Raw genomic sequence first — 16,926 nt, 5'->3', positions numbered from 1 at the left:
GCACCTTGGCACGCTCCCTGCTTTTAACGATTTACAACACAGCCCCACTGATCAACGGCGATCAACAGGGGCCTCACACTGATGAGTACAGGCAAAGGCGCCTGGAGCTTCGGCTCCAGGCGCCTTTTTTTGTCTTTGCGTCGGGCAAGCCCCGCACACCGTGATCGAGGATCGGCTATGAAGGTAACAGCGAACGGCGGACAACGAGAGCGACTGGTCATTGTCGGCAACGGCATGGTCGGTCATCACCTGGTCGAGCAACTGATCGAGCGCGGCGCCCTGGCGCGCTTCGAGCTGCGCGTGTTCGGCGAGGAGCGCCAGCGCGCCTACGACCGTGTGCACCTGTCGGAATACTTCGCCGGCAGCAGCGCCGAGGCACTGGCGATGTGCGAGCCCGAATTCTACGGTCAGCACGGCGTGCACCTGCACTTGCACGAAGCGGTACTGGAGATCGACCGCACGCTGGGCGAAGTGGTCACTGCCCAGGGCCGCTACGGTTACGACCGACTGATCCTCGCCACCGGCTCCTACCCGTTCGTACCGCCGATCGAAGGCTCCACCGGTACCGCCTGCCTGGTCTACCGCACCCTCGACGATCTTGACGACATCCGCGCCTCGGCTGCCGGGGCGCGGCGTGGCGTGGTGGTCGGTGGCGGGTTGCTGGGCCTTGAGGCGGCCAATGCGCTCAAGTCGCTGGGGCTGGAGGCTCATGTCGTGGAGTTCGCGCCACGGCTGATGCCGGTGCAGCTTGATCATGAAGGGGGCGCGGCCTTGCGTGCGCAGATCGAAGCGTTGGGGGTCGGTGTGCATCTGTCTCGCGCCACCCAGTCGATCGATCCGGGCGAAGAGTATCGCCACCGCATGAATTTCGATGGTGGCGAGTACCTGGAAACCGACCTGATCGTGTTCTCTGCCGGCATCCGTCCGCGTGACGCCCTGGGGCGTGCCTGCGAGCTGGAGATCGCGCCGCGCGGCGGTGTGGTCATCGACGGCAACTGCCGTTCCAGCGATCCACGGATCTTCGCCATCGGCGAGTGCGCGTCGTGGAACGGCAGCGTGTTCGGCCTGGTTGCTCCGGGCTACAGCATGGCGCGCAACCTTGCTGCGCTGCTGGTCGGCGAGGCCAGTGCCGAGTTCACCGGTGCCGACATGTCGACCAAGCTCAAGCTGCTGGGGGTCGATGTCGGCTCCATCGGCGACGCCCACGGCGCCACCCCAGGCGCGCGCAGCTACCGCTATATCGACGAGGCCAACGCCAGCTACCGCCGCCTGGTGGTCGACGCCAGCGGCAAGCGGGTGATCGGCGCGGTACTGGTCGGCGACAACAGCTATTACGACACCCTGCTGCAGTACGTACAGAACGGCATCGCCCTGCCGCAGGATCCGGCGGCGCTGATCCTGCCGCAGAGCGGCGGCGCGCCGACTCTGGGCGCCGATGCCCTGCCCGACAGCGCGACCATCTGCTCGTGCCACAACGTCAGCAAGGGTGCGATCTGCGCGGCCATCGACAGTGGCTGCGCGGACCTGGCGGCGGTCAAGGGCTGCACCAAGGCGGCCAGCGGCTGCGGCGGTTGTGCGGGGCTGCTCAAGCAGGTGTTCGAGCACGAACTGACCGCGCGCGGTGTGACCGTCGACAAGAGCCTGTGCGAGCACTTTGCCTACACCCGCCAGGAGCTGTATGCGCTGGTGCGGGTCGAGGGAATTCGTACCTTCAACGAGCTGCTTGAGCGCCACGGCAAGGGGCATGTCGGTTGCGACATCTGCAAGCCGACCGTGGGCTCGATCCTCGCCTCGTGCTGGAACCAGCCGATCATGGACCCTTCGCTGGTACCGCTGCAGGACACCAACGACACCTTCATGGCCAATATGCAGAAGAACGGCACCTACTCGGTGGTGCCGCGCATCCCGGGTGGTGAAATCACCCCCGACAAGCTGATCGTGATCGGCCAGGTAGCGAAGAAATACGATCTCTATACCAAGATCACCGGCGGCCAGCGCATAGACCTGTTCGGCGCGCAGTTGCACGAATTGCCGCTGATCTGGGGCGAGCTGATCGAGGCGGGCTTCGAGACCGGCCATGCCTACGGCAAGTCGACCCGCACGGTGAAATCGTGCGTGGGCAGCACCTGGTGCCGCTACGGCGTGCAGGACAGCGTCGCCATGGCCCTGCGCATCGAAGACCGCTACAAGGGCCTGCGTTCGCCGCACAAGCTCAAGTTCGCGGTGTCCGGCTGCACCCGTGAATGCGCCGAGGCGCAGAGCAAGGATATCGGTGTGATCGCCACCGACAAGGGTTGGAACCTGTACGTTTGTGGCAACGGTGGCATGCGCCCGCGCCATGCCGAACTGTTCGCCACCGATCTGGACGACGACACCCTGATCCGCCTGATCGACCGCGTGCTGATGTTCTACATCCGCACCGCCGACAAACTGCAGCGCACCTCGGTGTGGCGCGAAGGCTTGGACGGCGGGCTGGACTATCTCAAGGCGGTGATCCTTGACGATAGCTTGGGCCTTGCCGACGAGCTGGAAGCGCAGATGCAGCATGTGGTCGACCGCTACGAATGCGAATGGGCCAACGCCTTGAAAGACCCGGAGAAGCTCAAGCGCTTCCGCACCTTCGTCAACGACCAGCGGCCTGACCCGGATGTGCATTTCGTGCGTGAGCGCGAACAGCGTCGACCGGCTACGCCGCTGGAGTTGATCCCTACTGTCGAGGAGCTCGTTTGATGAACCTGTCCAATACTGTCGTTGCACCTCAGGATATCTGGCAGTCGGTGTGCCGGGTCGATGATCTGATTGCCGACTCGGGGGTGGTGGTCTGGCTCGAGGGTGAGCAGGTCGCGCTGTTCTACCTGCCCGGGCAGGAGCAGACACTGTATGCCGTGGACAACCGCGACCCGCGTTCAGGGGCCAATGTTATCGGGCGGGGATTGATCGGCAGCCTGCAAGGCGAGCTGGTGGTGGCGGCGCCGTTGTACAAGCAGCATTTCAGCTTGCGTGATGGGCGTTGCCTGGAGGATGCGGGGCAGCGGTTGCGGGTGTGGCCGGTGCGGATGGAAGGGGGGCAGGTCGAGATTCGCTGTTTCTAGCAGGTATGGCTCCTGCCCTGTCTGTGCAGTACCTGTGGGAGCGGGCTTGCCCGCGAACACCGGCAAAGCCGGTGCCATCTACCGCGGTGTTTGCTTCGCGGGTAAACCCGCTCCCACAGGTACCGCGTAGACCTCGGGTCTGGCTCACTTTTGCAGGTCCTCGGATAAACGTGGCTCCACGGCTTTCAACTACCGCTGCGCGCACATTTGGCTTGAGGGGCACTCGCGGGAGCGTTGGTTTCAACGGGTGTTCTGAATCATAAGTCCTGCCACCTCACGCTTAGCGAATTTATATTGATGGTGAGTGTTCGCCTAAGTGATCCGGACATGATGTCGCATGAGATCTCGTCCTCGTCAATCGAAAGGCAATGCAGCCCGCTGGCGTAATTGAACGCCAGAAGCCTATCGTCAAGATACAGCGATGTCGAAACAGTACCGTCCAGTGAGTAGACCAACTCCAATCGGAGGGGCCCTGTGCCGAGCTTGCAACTCCATTGTGCATACTCTGGATCGAAATCTGCGACGAGCCCGAGCACCTCGAGCAATGTGGTTTCGAAAGAACTAATCATGGTTTTTGGGCGGGCTGAAAAAATTTATCACATCGTTCAGTGTGTTTTTTACGTATCCAGGAGGTAGGAAAATTTCTCGCACCACGTCATCGTCATGAGCTCTCCAAATGACCCGGTCCGTTGTTTCAAGCATGAGCAGAACCACGACATCGCCATCAAGGCAGGGCGTCAGGTTCAGCGACAGGAACAGCGCACCAATTTTGCTGGAATCAATCCAGTTTTGAGAGTGCTCGTACCCTTGCTCGATCTGGGAAATCACAGCTGATTTGTCCAGATTTCTTAGGGAGTCAGCGTAATCGAGATCATAATTATCGAATTTGACATTGATCATGTTCAGAAAGGTATCGATCTGCGTGATCTCTTCAGTTGCACCAATGAGATGATTGTCTAAAGATAGGTTCACGGCCATCCACCCCGACTTGAAGTTTGGCGCGCAAGTCGAGCAACAGACTGAAAACAACTCCATGTTGCCCGCGTTATAGTAGCTCATGCTGCCGGCCTTTCTTCGCATCGATGAGTGGACAGAGCAGAGTGCGAACCATCGCCACGATTCAAATACCTTTTGATGGCAGAGCCGACCTGACGATGTGCATTTCGATGGCGTGCTCATCGTCGCGCAGCGATATGATGAAATCGCATTCGTCAAGTTATTCTTCTTCGTATGCCCAAGAGATTAAATATTCCTGCAGGTGCCTGCTCAGGTTCAAATGTGCGGGCGTGAGGTTTGAAAGTGATAAGCTATTGGGCTCGGCCTGTCTTATCAGGTGGCTCGCACTGAGTTTGGCAATCATCTCAGTATCGGTGTCTGAGATTTTTGCTAGAGCACTCATGTCTTTATACTGCGAAATCAGAGATTCGTGCATACGCCATGCACTTATCTCTGACAAATCAGCTTCCGCTGCGATGTCTTTCTGCATGGAAAATTACTCAAGAGCGTATTGATAGCTGCCGGCGATGATCTCGACGTAGCTGTCGTACCCCGCGACGATGTAATGCTTCAATGAAAGAAAGTTGGCGGGGTCATAGAGCGAATTCTTTTCTGCCAACAGCGCTGATTCGACGACTTCATAGAATTTTGGGTCAGGATGAAGTCCGGTCTCACGCCAAGTTTTTACTTCATCATCTTGATTGCCCAGGATTTCGTAGTTCTGATACTGGTGCTCGAAAAAATTGAGTGTTACACAGCGCAGTTCAGCGACGCGTTCGAAAACAAGCGTCGCCATGGCGTAGGTATTCTTTTCGATGTGTTCGAGTCGCTGAGCCTCAACCTGAATCGATGCAACACCTATTTCGTCGTAGCTTGCGTTGAGTTGAGTGGTGTTGATTAGAAAGTCAACGTTCTGGGGGAGAAGTTTTATCATACCGATGATCTCGTGCTGTTCATGGACAAGGTGATACGCGCGTCACGAGTCCTGACCCATCTTTGTTGCGGGTCAGATCAATCGACTTCGAGGGCGGTTTATTTTTGAAGTCCTTTGTGAGGTGAGGAGGAGCATGCTGGTAGGGAACGAATATCGCATATTTTGGATATTTGTTTGCGCTTACGAGCGCAGCGAGCCCACGGTTGTTGAGTGTTACATACTTGCCGCTGACGGGATCTTTCGTATAGGCGATCAGCAGCTTGTCGGGAGACAGTTTATTAGTTCTTAGATCATCCGCTACGTCAAGAACAGGTCTACCTGCAATTTCAGGGACCTGGGCACCAATGGAGCTGAACTGGGGCGCAGCCCTGTTCTGGCCAAAATGCAGATCTTTCGGGAAATCCGTGAGTTCACCATGCTCGAATGGGTCGAATCCGCTCAGTCCCAGTGGGTCAATGCACGATGCGGTATTCGCCCCGTATTGATATAGGTTCACCCCGCCGATCAACCCAATCGGATCCTGCTGCGTAAACCGCCCCACCTCTGGATCATAGAACCTGAACGTGTTGTAGTGCAGCCCCGTCTCCCGGTCCAGGTACTGCCCCTGGAACCTCAGGTTCTGCTGACGGTTCTGTCCGGCATGGTGCCATTCTTCCCGACACTTGCCCCAGGTCTCGAATTCACCTTGCCACATGGTCGCGCCGTTTTCATCGGTGAGCTGCTCGGGCAGCCCGGCGAGGTTGGTGTGGAAGTAGTGCAGCAGTTCGGTACCGGGGGCGCCATCGAGGCGGGCGAGGGGTTCGTAGCTGTCGCTGTCGGCGTAGACGTACAGGCTGGGTTTGTCGTCCTGGATTTCCTGCAACAGGCGCAGACCCTGCCAGAGGAACAGCGTCTGGCTGGCGGGGGTAGGGTGATCGTTACGGTACAGGCGCTTGGCGGTTCTGCGGCCGAGCGGGTCGTAGTCGAATTCCACCCGCTCGTGCACCGGCCCGCGCTGCTGGTGTACGCGTACCAGGCGGTGCTCGGCGTCGTATTCGAAGCGCTGGATCAGGTGCGCGCCAGTCCGTTTTTCGCTGAGGCGGCCGAAGCGGTCGTAGCGGTAGCGCTTGTCCTGGTAGACCTTTAGGCGGTTGTGCCGTATGTAGCCCTTGATCGGGTAACCGTCGAGCAGGTTGCCGGCCTTGTCGTAGCCGTAGTGCTCGACCTGTTGGCCATTGCGATGAGGCAGTGTGCGGCTGGCGCCATGGATGCGTTCGGTCGGGCCATAGTCGTAGCGAACCTGGCCGCGCTGGACGTTGCCGCTGGCGTCGGTGCCGAACAGGCGACCGATGATCTGGGCGTGCATGGTCGGCTCGCCGTCGCGGGCTCGCTGACACTGGATGAAGTCCTCGCCGATCAGGTTGTCACTGTCGTCATAACGATACTGCTTGCTCAGCAGGGCCAGGCTGCCGGGGCCTGCGCCCTGTACATGCAGGGCTTTTTCCAGCAGGCGCCCGGTGCTGTCGTAGCGGGTCCGGGTCTGGATTCGGCCTTGTGTGCGCAGGACTTCGGCATGCAGCTCGTCGCGCTCGAAATCGCAGATCACACGGCCGTCGAGGTTGAGCTGATGCAAGTGGCCGCTGCCGTAGTACAGATGGTTGAGGCGTCGGCCATCAGGCAGGGTCAGGGTCTGCAGGTTGCCCAGTTCGTCATGTTCGTAGGCAAGCCGGCCCGCTTCACCGGTTTCACTCAGCAGTTGCCCGAGGGCGTCATGACTGAAGGCGAGCCGTTTTGGCTCTCCCTGCAGGTTGGTGAAGGTGATCGCGAGCAGGTTGTCGGCGAGGTCATATTCGTAGTCGGTGACGCCGTCGTCGGTGCGCTTGCGCAACAGGCGCCCGGCGTCGTCGTACTCGAAGTATTGCGACTGTATCGACGCTTCGGGTTCCGGCGGGCTGCCGGGGAACGTCGGCTCGGCGTCGCGTGCCGGGTGCAGCTTCGCCTCGATGACATTGCCCGCTGCATCGTAGCGATAGCTGTGACCGCCGCCATCGAGGTTGTGCTGGGCGGCCAGGCGGTCCAGGGCATCCCAGTGGAAGGCGTAGTGCTCGCCGTTTTCGTTTTGCAGACGCTGCAGGCGGTCGTGCGCATCCCAGGCGAAGCGAAGGGTGAGCCCCATGGCGTCGGAGCGTTGGCTGAGACGCCCACGCTCGTCGTAGTGCCATCGGGTGAGCTGCTGCCCAGGGTCGATGTGCTGGGTCAACTGCCCCGACAGGTTTACCTGGTAGCGGTCGACGCGCCCGTCTGCGCGGGTGCTTTCCAGCAGGTGGCCACGGGCGTCGAAACGATAGCGGGTGCGGTTGTTGCGGCCGTTGAAGACTTCGCTCAGGTGACCGCGCTCGTCATAGCGCCAGAGGGTGGTGCGGTTGGAGCAGTCGCTGTAGCGAATCAGTTGCCCTCGGGCGTTCCATTCCAGCTGGCGGGTCTTGCCCTGTGCATCGATGACCTGTTCCACCCGGCCTTGTCGATCGTGACGGTAGCGCGTGGTGCGCCCCAGTGGGTCGGTGGTACTGATCAGATTGCCGCGGGTGTCGTAGGCGTTGCGATAGGTGCGGCCTGCGCCATCGCTGATGTGCGTGGGCAGCGCCCAGTGCTCTGTGTAGGTGGTGCGCTCGCAACGTCCAAGTGGGTCATGGCTTTCGATCAGGCGCCCGAGTGCATCGTAGTGGTATCGCCACTCGGCGCCTTGCGGGTCGATGCTCGCCAGCAACTGGCCATGGACGACCTCTTCCTGCCAGCGCTGGCCCAGTGCATCTACGTACACCAATACCTCGTGCAACGGGCCCCACTCGAAATGTTCCTTGCGACCTAGGCTGTCGGTGACCTCGGTATGACCCTGCGCCAGGTCGTAGTGGAAGTGGTAGTCCTCGCCGTCTTCGCTCCAGTGACGGATCACCCGCCACTCATGGTCTGGCTGCGGCTCGAGCAGCGGCGGCAGGTTCGGTGTCGGACGAGGGACGGCGGCGAAGCGCTGCCACTGGTAATGGAAGGTCGCACCGCTGGCCAGGGTGTGACTGGCCATCAGGCCTTCAGGGGTATAGCTGAAGCGTCGCAGCACCTGGCCGCCCGGCTCGTGTACTTCGCTCAGTTGACCGGCAGGGGTGTAAGTGTAGGTGGCGAGGGTTTCACGGCGTTCGACCACAAAGTCGTTGCCATCGCGCAGGAACAGACGTTGCACCTGGCCGACGCGGCGAGCATGCACGCTGTCGTAGAGCAGTTCGACCACCGTGCGGCCAAAGGTGTCGACCAGGTACTGCAGGCGGCCGTCGTTGTCGTAGAGCAGGTCAAGGCGGTTGAGGTTGCGATCCCCCAGTTGCACCAGGCGTGAACGACTCGGGTCGTGCGGGTCGGTGCGCAGCACCTGGTACTGGCCGCTGTAGATGTCCTCGACCACGGTGATGCCGGCATCCTGATGGAAGAACGCCAGGCCGTCGAGGCTGCTGACCAGCGCGCTGCCTGGCTGCAGGCGCCCCAGTTCGATACGCGTGCCTTCCTCGTCGACATAGATCCACAGCTCGCCCCCTTCAGGGTGGGGGATACGCTTCATGCGCACTTCATAAGGCAGGCTCCAGCCGAGGCCGAACACACCATCGCCGCGCGTGTCGTTGCTGTCGTAGCGCCGGGCCCACTCGATCGGCAGCAGGCCGGGGAGGGCGAAATCCAGGTCGTCAGGGCCGTCGAGCAGCTTGGCACCGCTGGAGACGATCACCGGATGGCCCTTGCACTTGGGAATCATCGACTTTGGCTTGGGTGCCTTGCCCGGTCGTGAGCGGGCCTTGCCACCCCGGCGCGAGAGGAGCATGCCGGCGACGATGCCGATGATCTTCGCCAGTGCGCTCTTGCCATCGCGAATGTCGCGCACCGTCAGGGTGCCGCCGCCGATGCGCACATTGGGTGAGAAGGTCATGCCCACAGGGCCGTCGCAGGTGGTCTTGTCGCCGACCCGAACTGCGGGCTGGCCGTTGATGAAGACCTTGTCCGAACCCTGGGCGAGGAAGTTCTTGGCCGGGTGCTTGCTGCAGGTGATGGTATCCTCGCCCCTCTCCTGGGTGCCGGGATCGGCGGGTGTAGTGATCGGCGGGTTGAAGATGCTGGCGATGTCCTGGGCCATGCCGATGATCGGGAGCATCATCGAGGCGCCCAACATGGCGTAGGCACCTACGTTCTCCAGGATGGAGGGGGGCTCGGGGGTGTCGGGCGAAGCCTCGACGCCCAGGCTGATGCCGGCAGCACGGGCAGCGGGCACGCCATTGATATGGACGTTGGCGGAGCCGGTCAGGATGGCGCCATAGGGCTCGGGCGGGAACAACGAGTTGCCGACCCAGTCACTGAAGTCGGAAATGTGTTCGCCGATGCTCTTGTCGCCGCCGCCGGGCAGCGAACTGGCCGCGCCTACCAGCAGGCCGGCGGCCACCGGCACCAGTGCAGCCGCCGCACCGCCGGTGCCGATGGTGGCGGCGACGGCGGCGCCCAAGGCCGCACCCACTGCGGCCGTGGCGGCCGCATAGACCACCGCCTCGGTCAGCGCGCTGGTGAGCTCGGCCATCAACGGTGGGTGCAGTATCAGGTCGTCCTTGCGGGCGGCGTGGAGGTCCTGCGCCATGAATCCGGGCTTCCTTGCTGGAGGGGTGTCAGCGTGTCTGCAGGCTCGTCTTGATGGCTTGCCAGTGCATGAGGTCGTTTTCCGTCAGCGGTGTCTCCTTGCTATAGCTCAGCACCATAAGACGCTGTGCCTGCACATGGGGATAGGCCAGTTGACGCTGGTGCGAGCGAATTTCGCCACGCTGGAACTGCAGGCCGACTTCCAGGCCCTGGATGGCTTGCGCCATGCCGCAAGTCGTGGCTTGAGGCTCGGTGATGTGTGCATCGAGGCGACTGCGCAGTTGTTCGAGCTGCTGGCGGTAGACGATGTCGAAGGACTGGTCTGCGGGGAGCGGGCTGCGGGCGATCACCAAGGTGGTGCCGCGCTCGGGGAACGTCAGCATGTTCATGCTGCTGTCCTGCGGCAGCTCTGCCCCCAGGTCTAGTGATAGGTCCTGGGTTTGGTAAAGCGACATCGGTTGGCTCCTTGCCGAGGAAAGCTGCACCCTACAAAGCCAAGCGCCTTGAGGGCAAGCTGCGCATTGTCAGAATGGGATCGAGTCGTTGTAGGAAAGGGTATTCATAGACGACTTGCAGCTCTCATGCACACCGTTACACTGCCGTGCATGAACCTCGATACCCGCATCAAGTACCGCCATTTGCTGTGCTTTCTGGAGATCGCCCGTCAGGGCAGTCTGGCCAGGGCGGCCGATGTCCTGGCGATCAGCCAGCCGGCCATTTCCAAGACGCTCAAGGAGCTTGAGGACTTGCTCGAGACGCGCCTGTTCGAGCGCACCCGGCAAGGCGTCGAGCTGACCTCGGCGGGTACCCGCTTCATGCGTTACGCCGGGCCCAGCGTCCAGGCCCTGCGCGAAGGCGTCAGCACGGTGCGCGGCGAGGCCAGGACGCCGTCGCAGGTGCGCATAGGGGTGCTGTCCACCGTCGAGGGGCTGTTGATGCCGGAGGTGCTGTGCCGCCTGCATCAACGTCATGAAGCATTGGTGATCAGCGTGGTCACCGGGGTCAGTGCACAGTTGCTGGGGCAACTGCGCCTGGGTGAGCTGGAGCTGGTGGTCGGGCGGATGACCGACAGCCCGCAGATCCAGGGCTTGTCGTTCGAGCATTTGTACAGCGAATCCATGAGCCTGGTGGTGCGTCCTGGCCATCCATTGCTGGCACGCCAGCCACTGGAGCGGGCCAGGATCGGCGACCATGCCCTGGTGCTGCCGCCAGCAGGCACCACCATCCGCCAGCACGCCGACAGCCTGTTCGTGCAGTGTGGCATTGCCATGCCGGCTCAGCGCCTGGAGACCCTGTCCCTGGCCTTGAGCCGGCGTTATCTGCTGGGCAGCGACGCGGTCTGGGTGGCGCCGCGCGATGCAGTGCTGATCGATCTGCGCCGCGGTGAACTGGTCGAGCTGGACCTCGGTGTTCGCGAGCCTGGAGGCTCGGTGGGGATCTGTCGAAATACTGCATTGACGCCCGATGCGAGCGGGGAGTGGGTATGTGCAGTGTTGCGTGAAGTGGCCGGTCAGTTTCGCGAGGGAGCGTTTCCCTGACCTGCCACTTCCAAGGTTTGAACGGGTCAGGATTACTCTGGTTTGAGGGAAATGGCGATCACGCAAGGGATGTTATAGCCATTTTGGTGTTGCTCGTCGTTACCGCAGAACAACATCCGTTGCTTGCCGCTGTCGATGGCGATGGACATGGACCCTGAGTTTACAAAGAACCCGTCAGATGGGTAGATATCACCAAGTTGCCCATGGCCGTCCGGGGGCATGAAGGATTTGTCGAGTGTACCGTCATAGTTATACCGCACCGCCAGAGAGCGAGTATAGAAACCGCCAAATCCTACGATCATTTTTTTATACTGAATCATGGCATTCCAACCACCGAGTTTTTCAAAAATCACGATATTGCCATGGTTGAATGTTTTATCGGGCTTGCCGTCAGGCGTAAGCCTATAAACGATTGGATTTGCCGCGCCAACTGACGCGTTCCAACGATACCCATATAGCAAAATCGACTCGGGCGATTGTGTAACGCTCATTCCGTTTGGAGTGATGTCCGGGTCAGATGTATGAATCCCGTTTTCACCAAACGAGGTATCGAGTTCACCGTCCTTGGTCAATGCGCAGGTCAGGCAATGGGCTATACCGTTTGAGTGTGCAACAGCCGAGAAGACGAGGCGCTTCTGGTTGCCGGGCGCGGAAATCACAGCCATTCCCGTGCCATAAAAATATGAGTACTTCTCGGGTATCACAGCCTGGAGCAGCTGGTGACCAGCAACCCCGAACGACGTGATTCTTTCACCTTTCTCATCCAATGCCAAAATACCATACTGATCGGTACTGGGGCTCGCGGTGATAATGAACCAGTTCGTTTCAAAGGAGACTAGGTGTGTCATACCAAACCTATAGCCCAGCATGTCTGTAACATTGACGTAGCCTTTGCCTTGCCCGAACGACTCATCGGGTTTCCCCGCGGGGGTCAGCTTCCATAGATATTGAGCATCATTCCGAGTACTTGCTGCCACCAAGAGGTTACCCGTGGTGTCCTCGGCCACGGCTGTTACAAAGTTGTATCTGGCAGTTTCTGTGTCGAAATGAAACTTTCCGCGATCGCCGAAGCTCGAAACTTCCTTACCATAACGATCAAGGCAGGTGATGAATACAATTAAGGTATGAGTGCCTCGGCTTTCTTGCCAAGCCGCCACATAGAAGCGGTTTTCATCGTGGCGGCTGGCAAGAATAAGTTCGGGCTCGCCTACCGAAGGGCGTTCTTTGCTGGTGAAATAGGCGTAGCCGTTGGTGCCGTAACCAAGATCGAAAGGAATCTTTTGCTCTTCAGCTTGATCATGCTCCACTCCGATTGGCGGGGGTGACGCAGGATCGCGCTGAGGAGCTGTTGGATCTACATGGTTATCGACCTCGGGTTTCTGTTTCATCACGGTGGTCCTTTGCGAGGATTATGTGCACCTCAAACTTAATTACCTGTGGGTATTGGCACAACTGGCAGAGTTGTCAGGTACTGCGCTCGTGCACAGTCACTCGCGCAGGGATTGCTCGGTGACAAAGGGTGACAACGATGAACCTTCGTTCATACAGGAACTTCCTGCCACAAACCCGCTCCTATGCCGGTAGCCATTGGTCATGGCCGCCTGATAAGCTCGCGGCTTTACCCTGATTGCCCTCATGGCGCATGAACAAGGAAATAGCATGAAACAGCATCGTTTGGCGGCTGCGGTTGCCCTGGTAGGCCTGGTCCTGGCTGGCTGCGACGCTCAGACCAGCAGCGTCGAGCTGAAGACCCCAGCACAGAAGGCCTCCTACGGTATCGGCCTCAACATGGGCAAGAGCCTGGCGCAAGAAGGCATGGATGACCTGGACTCCAAAGCGGTGGCCCTGGGTATCGAGGATGCGGTCGGCAAGAAAGAAGCCCGTCTGAAGGACGAAGAGCTGGTTGAAGCCTTCACCGCCCTGCAGAAACGCGCCGAGGAGCGTCTGGCCAAGGCCAGCGAGGAAGCGGCCGCCAAGGGCAAGAAGTTCCTTGAGGACAACGCCAAGAAGCCGGGCGTGGTCACTACCGCCTCGGGTCTGCAGTATGAAGTCGTGAAGAAGGCCGACGGCCCGCAGCCCAAACCGACCGATGTGGTTACCGTCCACTACGAAGGCAAGCTGATCGATGGCAAGGTCTTCGACAGCTCCATCGAGCGCGGCAACCCGATCGACCTGCCGGTCAGCGGCGTGATCCCAGGTTGGGTCGAAGGCCTGCAACTGATGCACGTCGGCGAGAAATACAAACTGTACATCCCGGCCGAGCTGGCTTACGGCGCCCAGAGCCCGAGCCCGCTGATCCCGGCGAACTCGGTACTGGTCTTCGACCTCGAGCTGCTGGCCATCAAGGACCCGAGCAAGCTGGACGCCGAGCCTGCCGAAGCGCCGGCCAAGTAATCTGGCAACTGCGATACCTGACGCCCCGTTTCGACGGGGCGTTTTCATTTGGGCCGCACGCTTGACGCGAACGCCGCGGGTGTCTCACTGTCTGAGCATGAGGTACCTTGAAGCGTACCCAACCGCACGCCTGACGCAAATCGTTTGCCTGTCTGAAACGGTTGTGTAAAAAACGCCCGATCTGAGCGGGACCCTTGCCCCGTGGGCGCCCAGCGCCTGAAAACGCTGCCCTGTTCACAAGGTTATCCACAATAAATGTGGATAACCTTCCTGGCTGATGCTGGAGACACCATGAGCGCACCCTGGAATTTTGCCCGTTTCCTGCCGCTGGCCGAGCGCCTGCTCAGCCGTGGCCGCCTGCCGGCGCTGCTGTTCGCCGTGGCCCGCAAGGGCCCCAAGCTGGGCCAGTTGCGTGACGACCTGCGCCTGATGCAAGGCCTGTGTCTGGCCTGGTGGCGTGGCGAGTACCGTGCTGTAAGCCCCAAGGCGCTGGTGACCATTGTCGCTGGCCTGCTGTATTTCGTCAGCCCCCTGGATGCCATTCCGGACTGGATCGTCGGTGTCGGCTTTCTCGATGACATCGCCGTGCTGGGGTGGGTGCTGAAGACCGTCGGCGACGAGCTGGCGCGCTTCAAGGCCTGGCGCGACAGCCAATCACCCGAGCGCCTGCGGGTGGTCGAGCGTCTGCCGGACAGCCCGGAAGCGTTGCGCTTGGAACGTCCTCACCCTTGATTTTGGCCTGACCTGCACAGACTCCTGCACTTGGTCATATAATTGGCATAAGCATTATGCCGACGGATTACATGCAGTGAGGGGGTTGTATGGGTATTCAGGTCATCAGTCGGGACGGTCAGCCCGAGTATGCAGTTGTTCCCTGGGCCCAGTACCAGGCGCTGCTCGCGGCAGCCGGGCAGGCGCCAGCCAATAGCGACGAACCTCAGGCTGCAGTCACTGAAGGCCGTGGCGAAGTCATCGAGCAAAGCGCCAGCTTGCCCGCCCTGGGTGAGCTGGCGCAGTTGCGTCAGGCCAAGGGCCTGGCCCCCGAGCAACTGGCCCGCAGCGTCGGCATCAGCCCCTCGTACCTGGCCATGATCGAGTCGGGCGAGCGTGTGCCTGATGCGGCGATCCAGCGTAGCCTGGCGTGGCACCTGGGAATCGCCGGCTGGAGCGAGCCATCATGAGCCAGGTCAGGATCAGTCGTCAGCAATGGCAGCGCCTGCTGGACGAGCTCGACCTGGCCCGCCGTCAACGCCACCTGCTCACCTACAGGGCGCTGCTCGAGCGCCTGGAGCTGCCCACCCCCGCCATGCAAACCCTGACCGCCGCCCTGGAGTACCTGGCGCTGCTCGACGCGCGCGCCGAGCAGCCGCTGCGCAGTTCGCTGGTGATCAGCCAGGGGGCCAGCCGCCTGCCGCGTACCGGCTTCTTCGAGTGTGTCGAGCGCCTCGGGCGGTTTTCCGGGCCGGTCGATGGCATGGAGGCGGCGTCGTGGCATGCATCCGAAGTGGTGCGGGTGTTCGAGTTCGCTTACCCCGAAGAAGTGACGGCAGGGTAGGGCTACAGCACCCCGGTATCGATCAGGCTCAGACTGGGCCCGGCTGTATCCTTGGCCTGGCGCTTTGCCTGCGAAGCGAGATCGGCCAACTGCGCCGCATCCAGACTGGCACAGCATTCCGGTCGCAGCAAAACCACGCCGATCGACAGCGACAGCAACGGGAAGGTCTCCCGCTGCCCTTGGCGGTTGTGGGCGATGAAGCAACCGGCCTCCAGGTGCTCGCTGCGATAGAAACGTCGACATTCGCGTAGAAAATCATCGATCAGCTGGTGCAGGCGCTCGCGCCAATCGACCGACCCCAAGACCAGCATGAAATCATCACCGCCGATATGCCCGACGAAGTCGCGGCGCGGATCGACGCTGTCGTTCAGACACTGGGCCAGGCACAACAACACCTCGTCGCCGCGGGCATAGCCATAGATATCGTTGAAGGGCTTGAAGCTGTCGATGTCGACGTAGCACACCGCCGCTGCACGCTGTTGCTCCAGCAGGCGGGTCAGGCACTGGCGGATTGGAACGTTGCCTGGCAGCAGGGTCAACGGGTTGGCGTAGCGGGCCTGCTGGATCTTCTGCTCGGTGATCAACTTGAGCACATCGATCACTCGACCCAGGCCCTGGTAGCGACCACCGTGGGTGATGATGAAATCTTCCTCGATGCGCTGCCGTGCGCGGCTTGTGAGCAGGCGGCTGACCTGCTGCAGCGACTGGCTGCGCTCGACTGCGAGGAAGTCTTCGTTCATCAGTCGGCTGATCGGCTTGCGGGCGAACAGGTCGGTGCCGAACGGCTGGAGCAGAACGTCGGACAACGAATGCCGATGGACGATACCGCAGGGGTGGCCCTGGGCATCGAGCACGGCCAGGGAGTTGAGATTGGCCTGGCGGCGAAACGCTTCCAGCACCTGCTGGGTCGGGGTGTCCAGCGCGACCGCAGGCTGCTCGATCAGCAGTGCGGCGAGGTCGCTTCCTTCCTCGTTGATCATCAGTGCACTGCCGTGCGCCGGGGGCAGCAGATTCAGGCCCTCGCGCGGGGGGAATTCCTGAGGGCGGCCGAGCAGGTAGCCTTGCAACAGGTCGACGCCCATGTCGGCCAGTACGGTCAGCTCCTCGCCCAGCTCGATGCCCTCGGCAATCACCTGGGCCTTCGAGGCGCGGGCGATCTGCAGGATGGAACCAACGAATTCGCGTTTGAGCGGATCCTGATGGATGCCGTCGATGAAGTGTCGGTCGATCTTCACGTAGTTCGGACGCAGCTCCGACCACAGGCGCAAGCTCGAGTAACCGGCACCCAGGTCGTCCAGTGCGATGGAAAAGCCCATGTCCCGATAGTGATGCAAGGCGTTGGACAGCAATTGGAAGTCGTCGGTGGGGGTTTGCTCGGTCAGCTCGATCACCACACGGCTGGGTTGCAGACCGACCTGCTCGAGCATTTTCAGGGTACGCCCGGAAGGATAGTGCGGCTCCAGCAGCGACTCGGGCGAGACATTGAGGAACAGCTTGCCTTCGAGCCCCTGCTCGCTGAAGCGTCGGCATGCGTTCTCCCGGCACAGCACTTCCAGCTCGCTCAGGCGCCCCGCCTGGCGGGCGATGGCGAACAGGTTCAGGGGTGAATGCAGAGGGCTGTTGGACGGTCCGCGGCTGAGCGCCTCATAGCCGAGGATGCGTCGCTCGGAAAGGCAGATGATCGGTTGGAACAGGCTGTGAATGCTGCGTTGAGCCAGGATGGCGCTCAAGGCACTGAGCTGTTCGGTGACGGTCATGGACTGCTTCCTGAAAATGAAA

Annotated in this window: 14 protein-coding genes; 7 read left to right on the top strand and 7 right to left on the bottom strand. The window is 60.9% G+C overall.

Annotated elements, in window-relative coordinates; genetic code table 11:
• The first annotated feature begins 177 nt into the window (after positions 1 to 177).
• Positions 178 to 2,730: a nitrite reductase large subunit NirB gene (gene nirB / locus ACNFHO_RS06655; RefSeq protein WP_416765710.1), complete on the top strand. Its 2,553-nt coding sequence runs from the start codon at positions 178 to 180 to the stop codon at positions 2,728 to 2,730.
• A complete protein-coding gene (gene nirD, locus ACNFHO_RS06650; RefSeq protein ID WP_416765708.1) occupies positions 2,730 to 3,092 on the top strand; it encodes a nitrite reductase small subunit NirD in 363 nt (120 codons plus the stop codon). Before nirB ends, nirD begins: the two co-directional genes overlap by 1 nt.
• A 561-nt stretch (positions 3,093 to 3,653) precedes the next feature.
• On the opposite strand, the gene ACNFHO_RS06645 is transcribed toward nirD, so the two are convergent.
• The 5 genes from ACNFHO_RS06645 to ACNFHO_RS06625 all read right to left on the bottom strand — a co-directional run bounded on the left by ACNFHO_RS06645 (position 3,654) and on the right by ACNFHO_RS06625 (position 10,115).
• Positions 3,654 to 4,151, bottom strand: coding sequence for an Imm42 family immunity protein (locus ACNFHO_RS06645; protein ID WP_054890910.1), 498 nt, complete (start codon positions 4,149 to 4,151; stop codon positions 3,654 to 3,656).
• Between the two features lie 157 nt (positions 4,152 to 4,308).
• Entirely contained in the window at positions 4,309 to 4,578 is a 270-nt protein-coding gene (locus tag ACNFHO_RS06640) for a hypothetical protein (RefSeq protein ID WP_414154115.1), read from the bottom strand.
• A gap of 6 nt (positions 4,579 to 4,584) precedes the next feature.
• A complete protein-coding gene (locus tag ACNFHO_RS06635; RefSeq protein WP_416765705.1) occupies positions 4,585 to 5,022 on the bottom strand; it encodes a hypothetical protein in 438 nt (145 codons plus the stop codon).
• Between the two features lie 19 nt (positions 5,023 to 5,041).
• A complete protein-coding gene (locus tag ACNFHO_RS06630) occupies positions 5,042 to 9,661 on the bottom strand; it encodes an RHS repeat-associated core domain-containing protein (protein WP_416765704.1) in 4,620 nt (1,539 codons plus the stop codon).
• Between the two features lie 28 nt (positions 9,662 to 9,689).
• The gene (locus tag ACNFHO_RS06625; RefSeq protein ID WP_416765703.1) at positions 9,690 to 10,115 is read right to left on the bottom strand and encodes a DcrB-related protein; all 426 of its coding nucleotides are present in this window, start codon (positions 10,113 to 10,115) and stop codon (positions 9,690 to 9,692) included.
• Positions 10,116 to 10,265: 150 nt separating this feature from the next.
• On the opposite strand from ACNFHO_RS06625, the gene pcaQ reads away from it, so the two are divergent.
• The gene (pcaQ, locus tag ACNFHO_RS06620) at positions 10,266 to 11,198 is read left to right on the top strand and encodes a pca operon transcription factor PcaQ (protein ID WP_063546857.1); all 933 of its coding nucleotides are present in this window, start codon (positions 10,266 to 10,268) and stop codon (positions 11,196 to 11,198) included.
• A gap of 32 nt (positions 11,199 to 11,230) precedes the next feature.
• Here pcaQ and ACNFHO_RS06615 read toward each other — a convergent pair whose 3' ends face one another.
• A complete protein-coding gene (locus ACNFHO_RS06615) occupies positions 11,231 to 12,586 on the bottom strand; it encodes a hypothetical protein (protein ID WP_416765701.1) in 1,356 nt (451 codons plus the stop codon).
• A 271-nt stretch (positions 12,587 to 12,857) separates the two neighbouring features.
• On the opposite strand from ACNFHO_RS06615, the gene ACNFHO_RS06610 reads away from it, so the two are divergent.
• From ACNFHO_RS06610 to ACNFHO_RS06595, 4 genes are all read left to right on the top strand, one after another.
• Positions 12,858 to 13,592: an FKBP-type peptidyl-prolyl cis-trans isomerase gene (locus ACNFHO_RS06610; RefSeq protein ID WP_054890905.1), complete on the top strand. Its 735-nt coding sequence runs from the start codon at positions 12,858 to 12,860 to the stop codon at positions 13,590 to 13,592.
• 291 nt (positions 13,593 to 13,883) lie between these two features.
• On the top strand, positions 13,884 to 14,324 hold the full coding sequence (locus tag ACNFHO_RS06605) for a YkvA family protein (RefSeq protein WP_063545813.1): 441 nt from the start codon (positions 13,884 to 13,886) through the stop codon (positions 14,322 to 14,324).
• 89 nt (positions 14,325 to 14,413) lie between these two features.
• On the top strand, positions 14,414 to 14,773 hold the full coding sequence (locus ACNFHO_RS06600; RefSeq protein ID WP_063545812.1) for a helix-turn-helix domain-containing protein: 360 nt from the start codon (positions 14,414 to 14,416) through the stop codon (positions 14,771 to 14,773).
• Positions 14,770 to 15,147, top strand: a complete 378-nt coding sequence (locus ACNFHO_RS06595) for a hypothetical protein (RefSeq protein ID WP_054890902.1) — start codon at positions 14,770 to 14,772, stop codon at positions 15,145 to 15,147. Before ACNFHO_RS06600 ends, ACNFHO_RS06595 begins: the two co-directional genes overlap by 4 nt.
• A gap of 2 nt (positions 15,148 to 15,149) precedes the next feature.
• On the opposite strand, the gene ACNFHO_RS06590 is transcribed toward ACNFHO_RS06595, so the two are convergent.
• Positions 15,150 to 16,904, bottom strand: a complete 1,755-nt coding sequence (locus ACNFHO_RS06590; RefSeq protein ID WP_416765698.1) for a bifunctional diguanylate cyclase/phosphodiesterase — start codon at positions 16,902 to 16,904, stop codon at positions 15,150 to 15,152.
• Positions 16,905 to 16,926: the final 22 nt, after the last annotated feature.

The sequence above is a fragment of the Pseudomonas sp. NY15374 genome (assembly GCF_048068255.1).
Classification (GTDB): domain Bacteria; phylum Pseudomonadota; class Gammaproteobacteria; order Pseudomonadales; family Pseudomonadaceae; genus Aquipseudomonas; species Aquipseudomonas machongensis.
The sequence above is the reverse complement of the archived record's forward strand: the minus strand, read 5'-3'. Positions and strand labels throughout refer to the sequence as shown.

Bases quoted from the DNA above. Each gene is read 5' to 3' on its own strand.
- ACNFHO_RS06625 (WP_416765703.1), bottom strand. From the start codon at position 10,115: ATGTCGCTTTACCAAACCCAGGACCTATCACTAGACCTGGGGGCAGAG.
- ACNFHO_RS06610 (WP_054890905.1), top strand. From the start codon at position 12,858: ATGAAACAGCATCGTTTGGCGGCTGCGGTTGCCCTGGTAGGCCTGGTC.
- nirD (WP_416765708.1), top strand. From the start codon at position 2,730: ATGAACCTGTCCAATACTGTCGTTGCACCTCAGGATATCTGGCAGTCG.
- nirB (WP_416765710.1), top strand. From the start codon at position 178: ATGAAGGTAACAGCGAACGGCGGACAACGAGAGCGACTGGTCATTGTC.
- ACNFHO_RS06645 (WP_054890910.1), bottom strand. From the start codon at position 4,151: ATGAGCTACTATAACGCGGGCAACATGGAGTTGTTTTCAGTCTGTTGC.
- ACNFHO_RS06635 (WP_416765705.1), bottom strand. From the start codon at position 5,022: ATGATAAAACTTCTCCCCCAGAACGTTGACTTTCTAATCAACACCACT.
- ACNFHO_RS06630 (WP_416765704.1), bottom strand. From the start codon at position 9,661: ATGGCGCAGGACCTCCACGCCGCCCGCAAGGACGACCTGATACTGCAC.
- ACNFHO_RS06595 (WP_054890902.1), top strand. From the start codon at position 14,770: ATGAGCCAGGTCAGGATCAGTCGTCAGCAATGGCAGCGCCTGCTGGAC.
- ACNFHO_RS06605 (WP_063545813.1), top strand. From the start codon at position 13,884: ATGAGCGCACCCTGGAATTTTGCCCGTTTCCTGCCGCTGGCCGAGCGC.
- ACNFHO_RS06615 (WP_416765701.1), bottom strand. From the start codon at position 12,586: ATGAAACAGAAACCCGAGGTCGATAACCATGTAGATCCAACAGCTCCT.
- pcaQ (WP_063546857.1), top strand. From the start codon at position 10,266: ATGAACCTCGATACCCGCATCAAGTACCGCCATTTGCTGTGCTTTCTG.
- ACNFHO_RS06600 (WP_063545812.1), top strand. From the start codon at position 14,414: ATGGGTATTCAGGTCATCAGTCGGGACGGTCAGCCCGAGTATGCAGTT.
- ACNFHO_RS06640 (WP_414154115.1), bottom strand. From the start codon at position 4,578: ATGCAGAAAGACATCGCAGCGGAAGCTGATTTGTCAGAGATAAGTGCA.
- ACNFHO_RS06590 (WP_416765698.1), bottom strand. From the start codon at position 16,904: ATGACCGTCACCGAACAGCTCAGTGCCTTGAGCGCCATCCTGGCTCAA.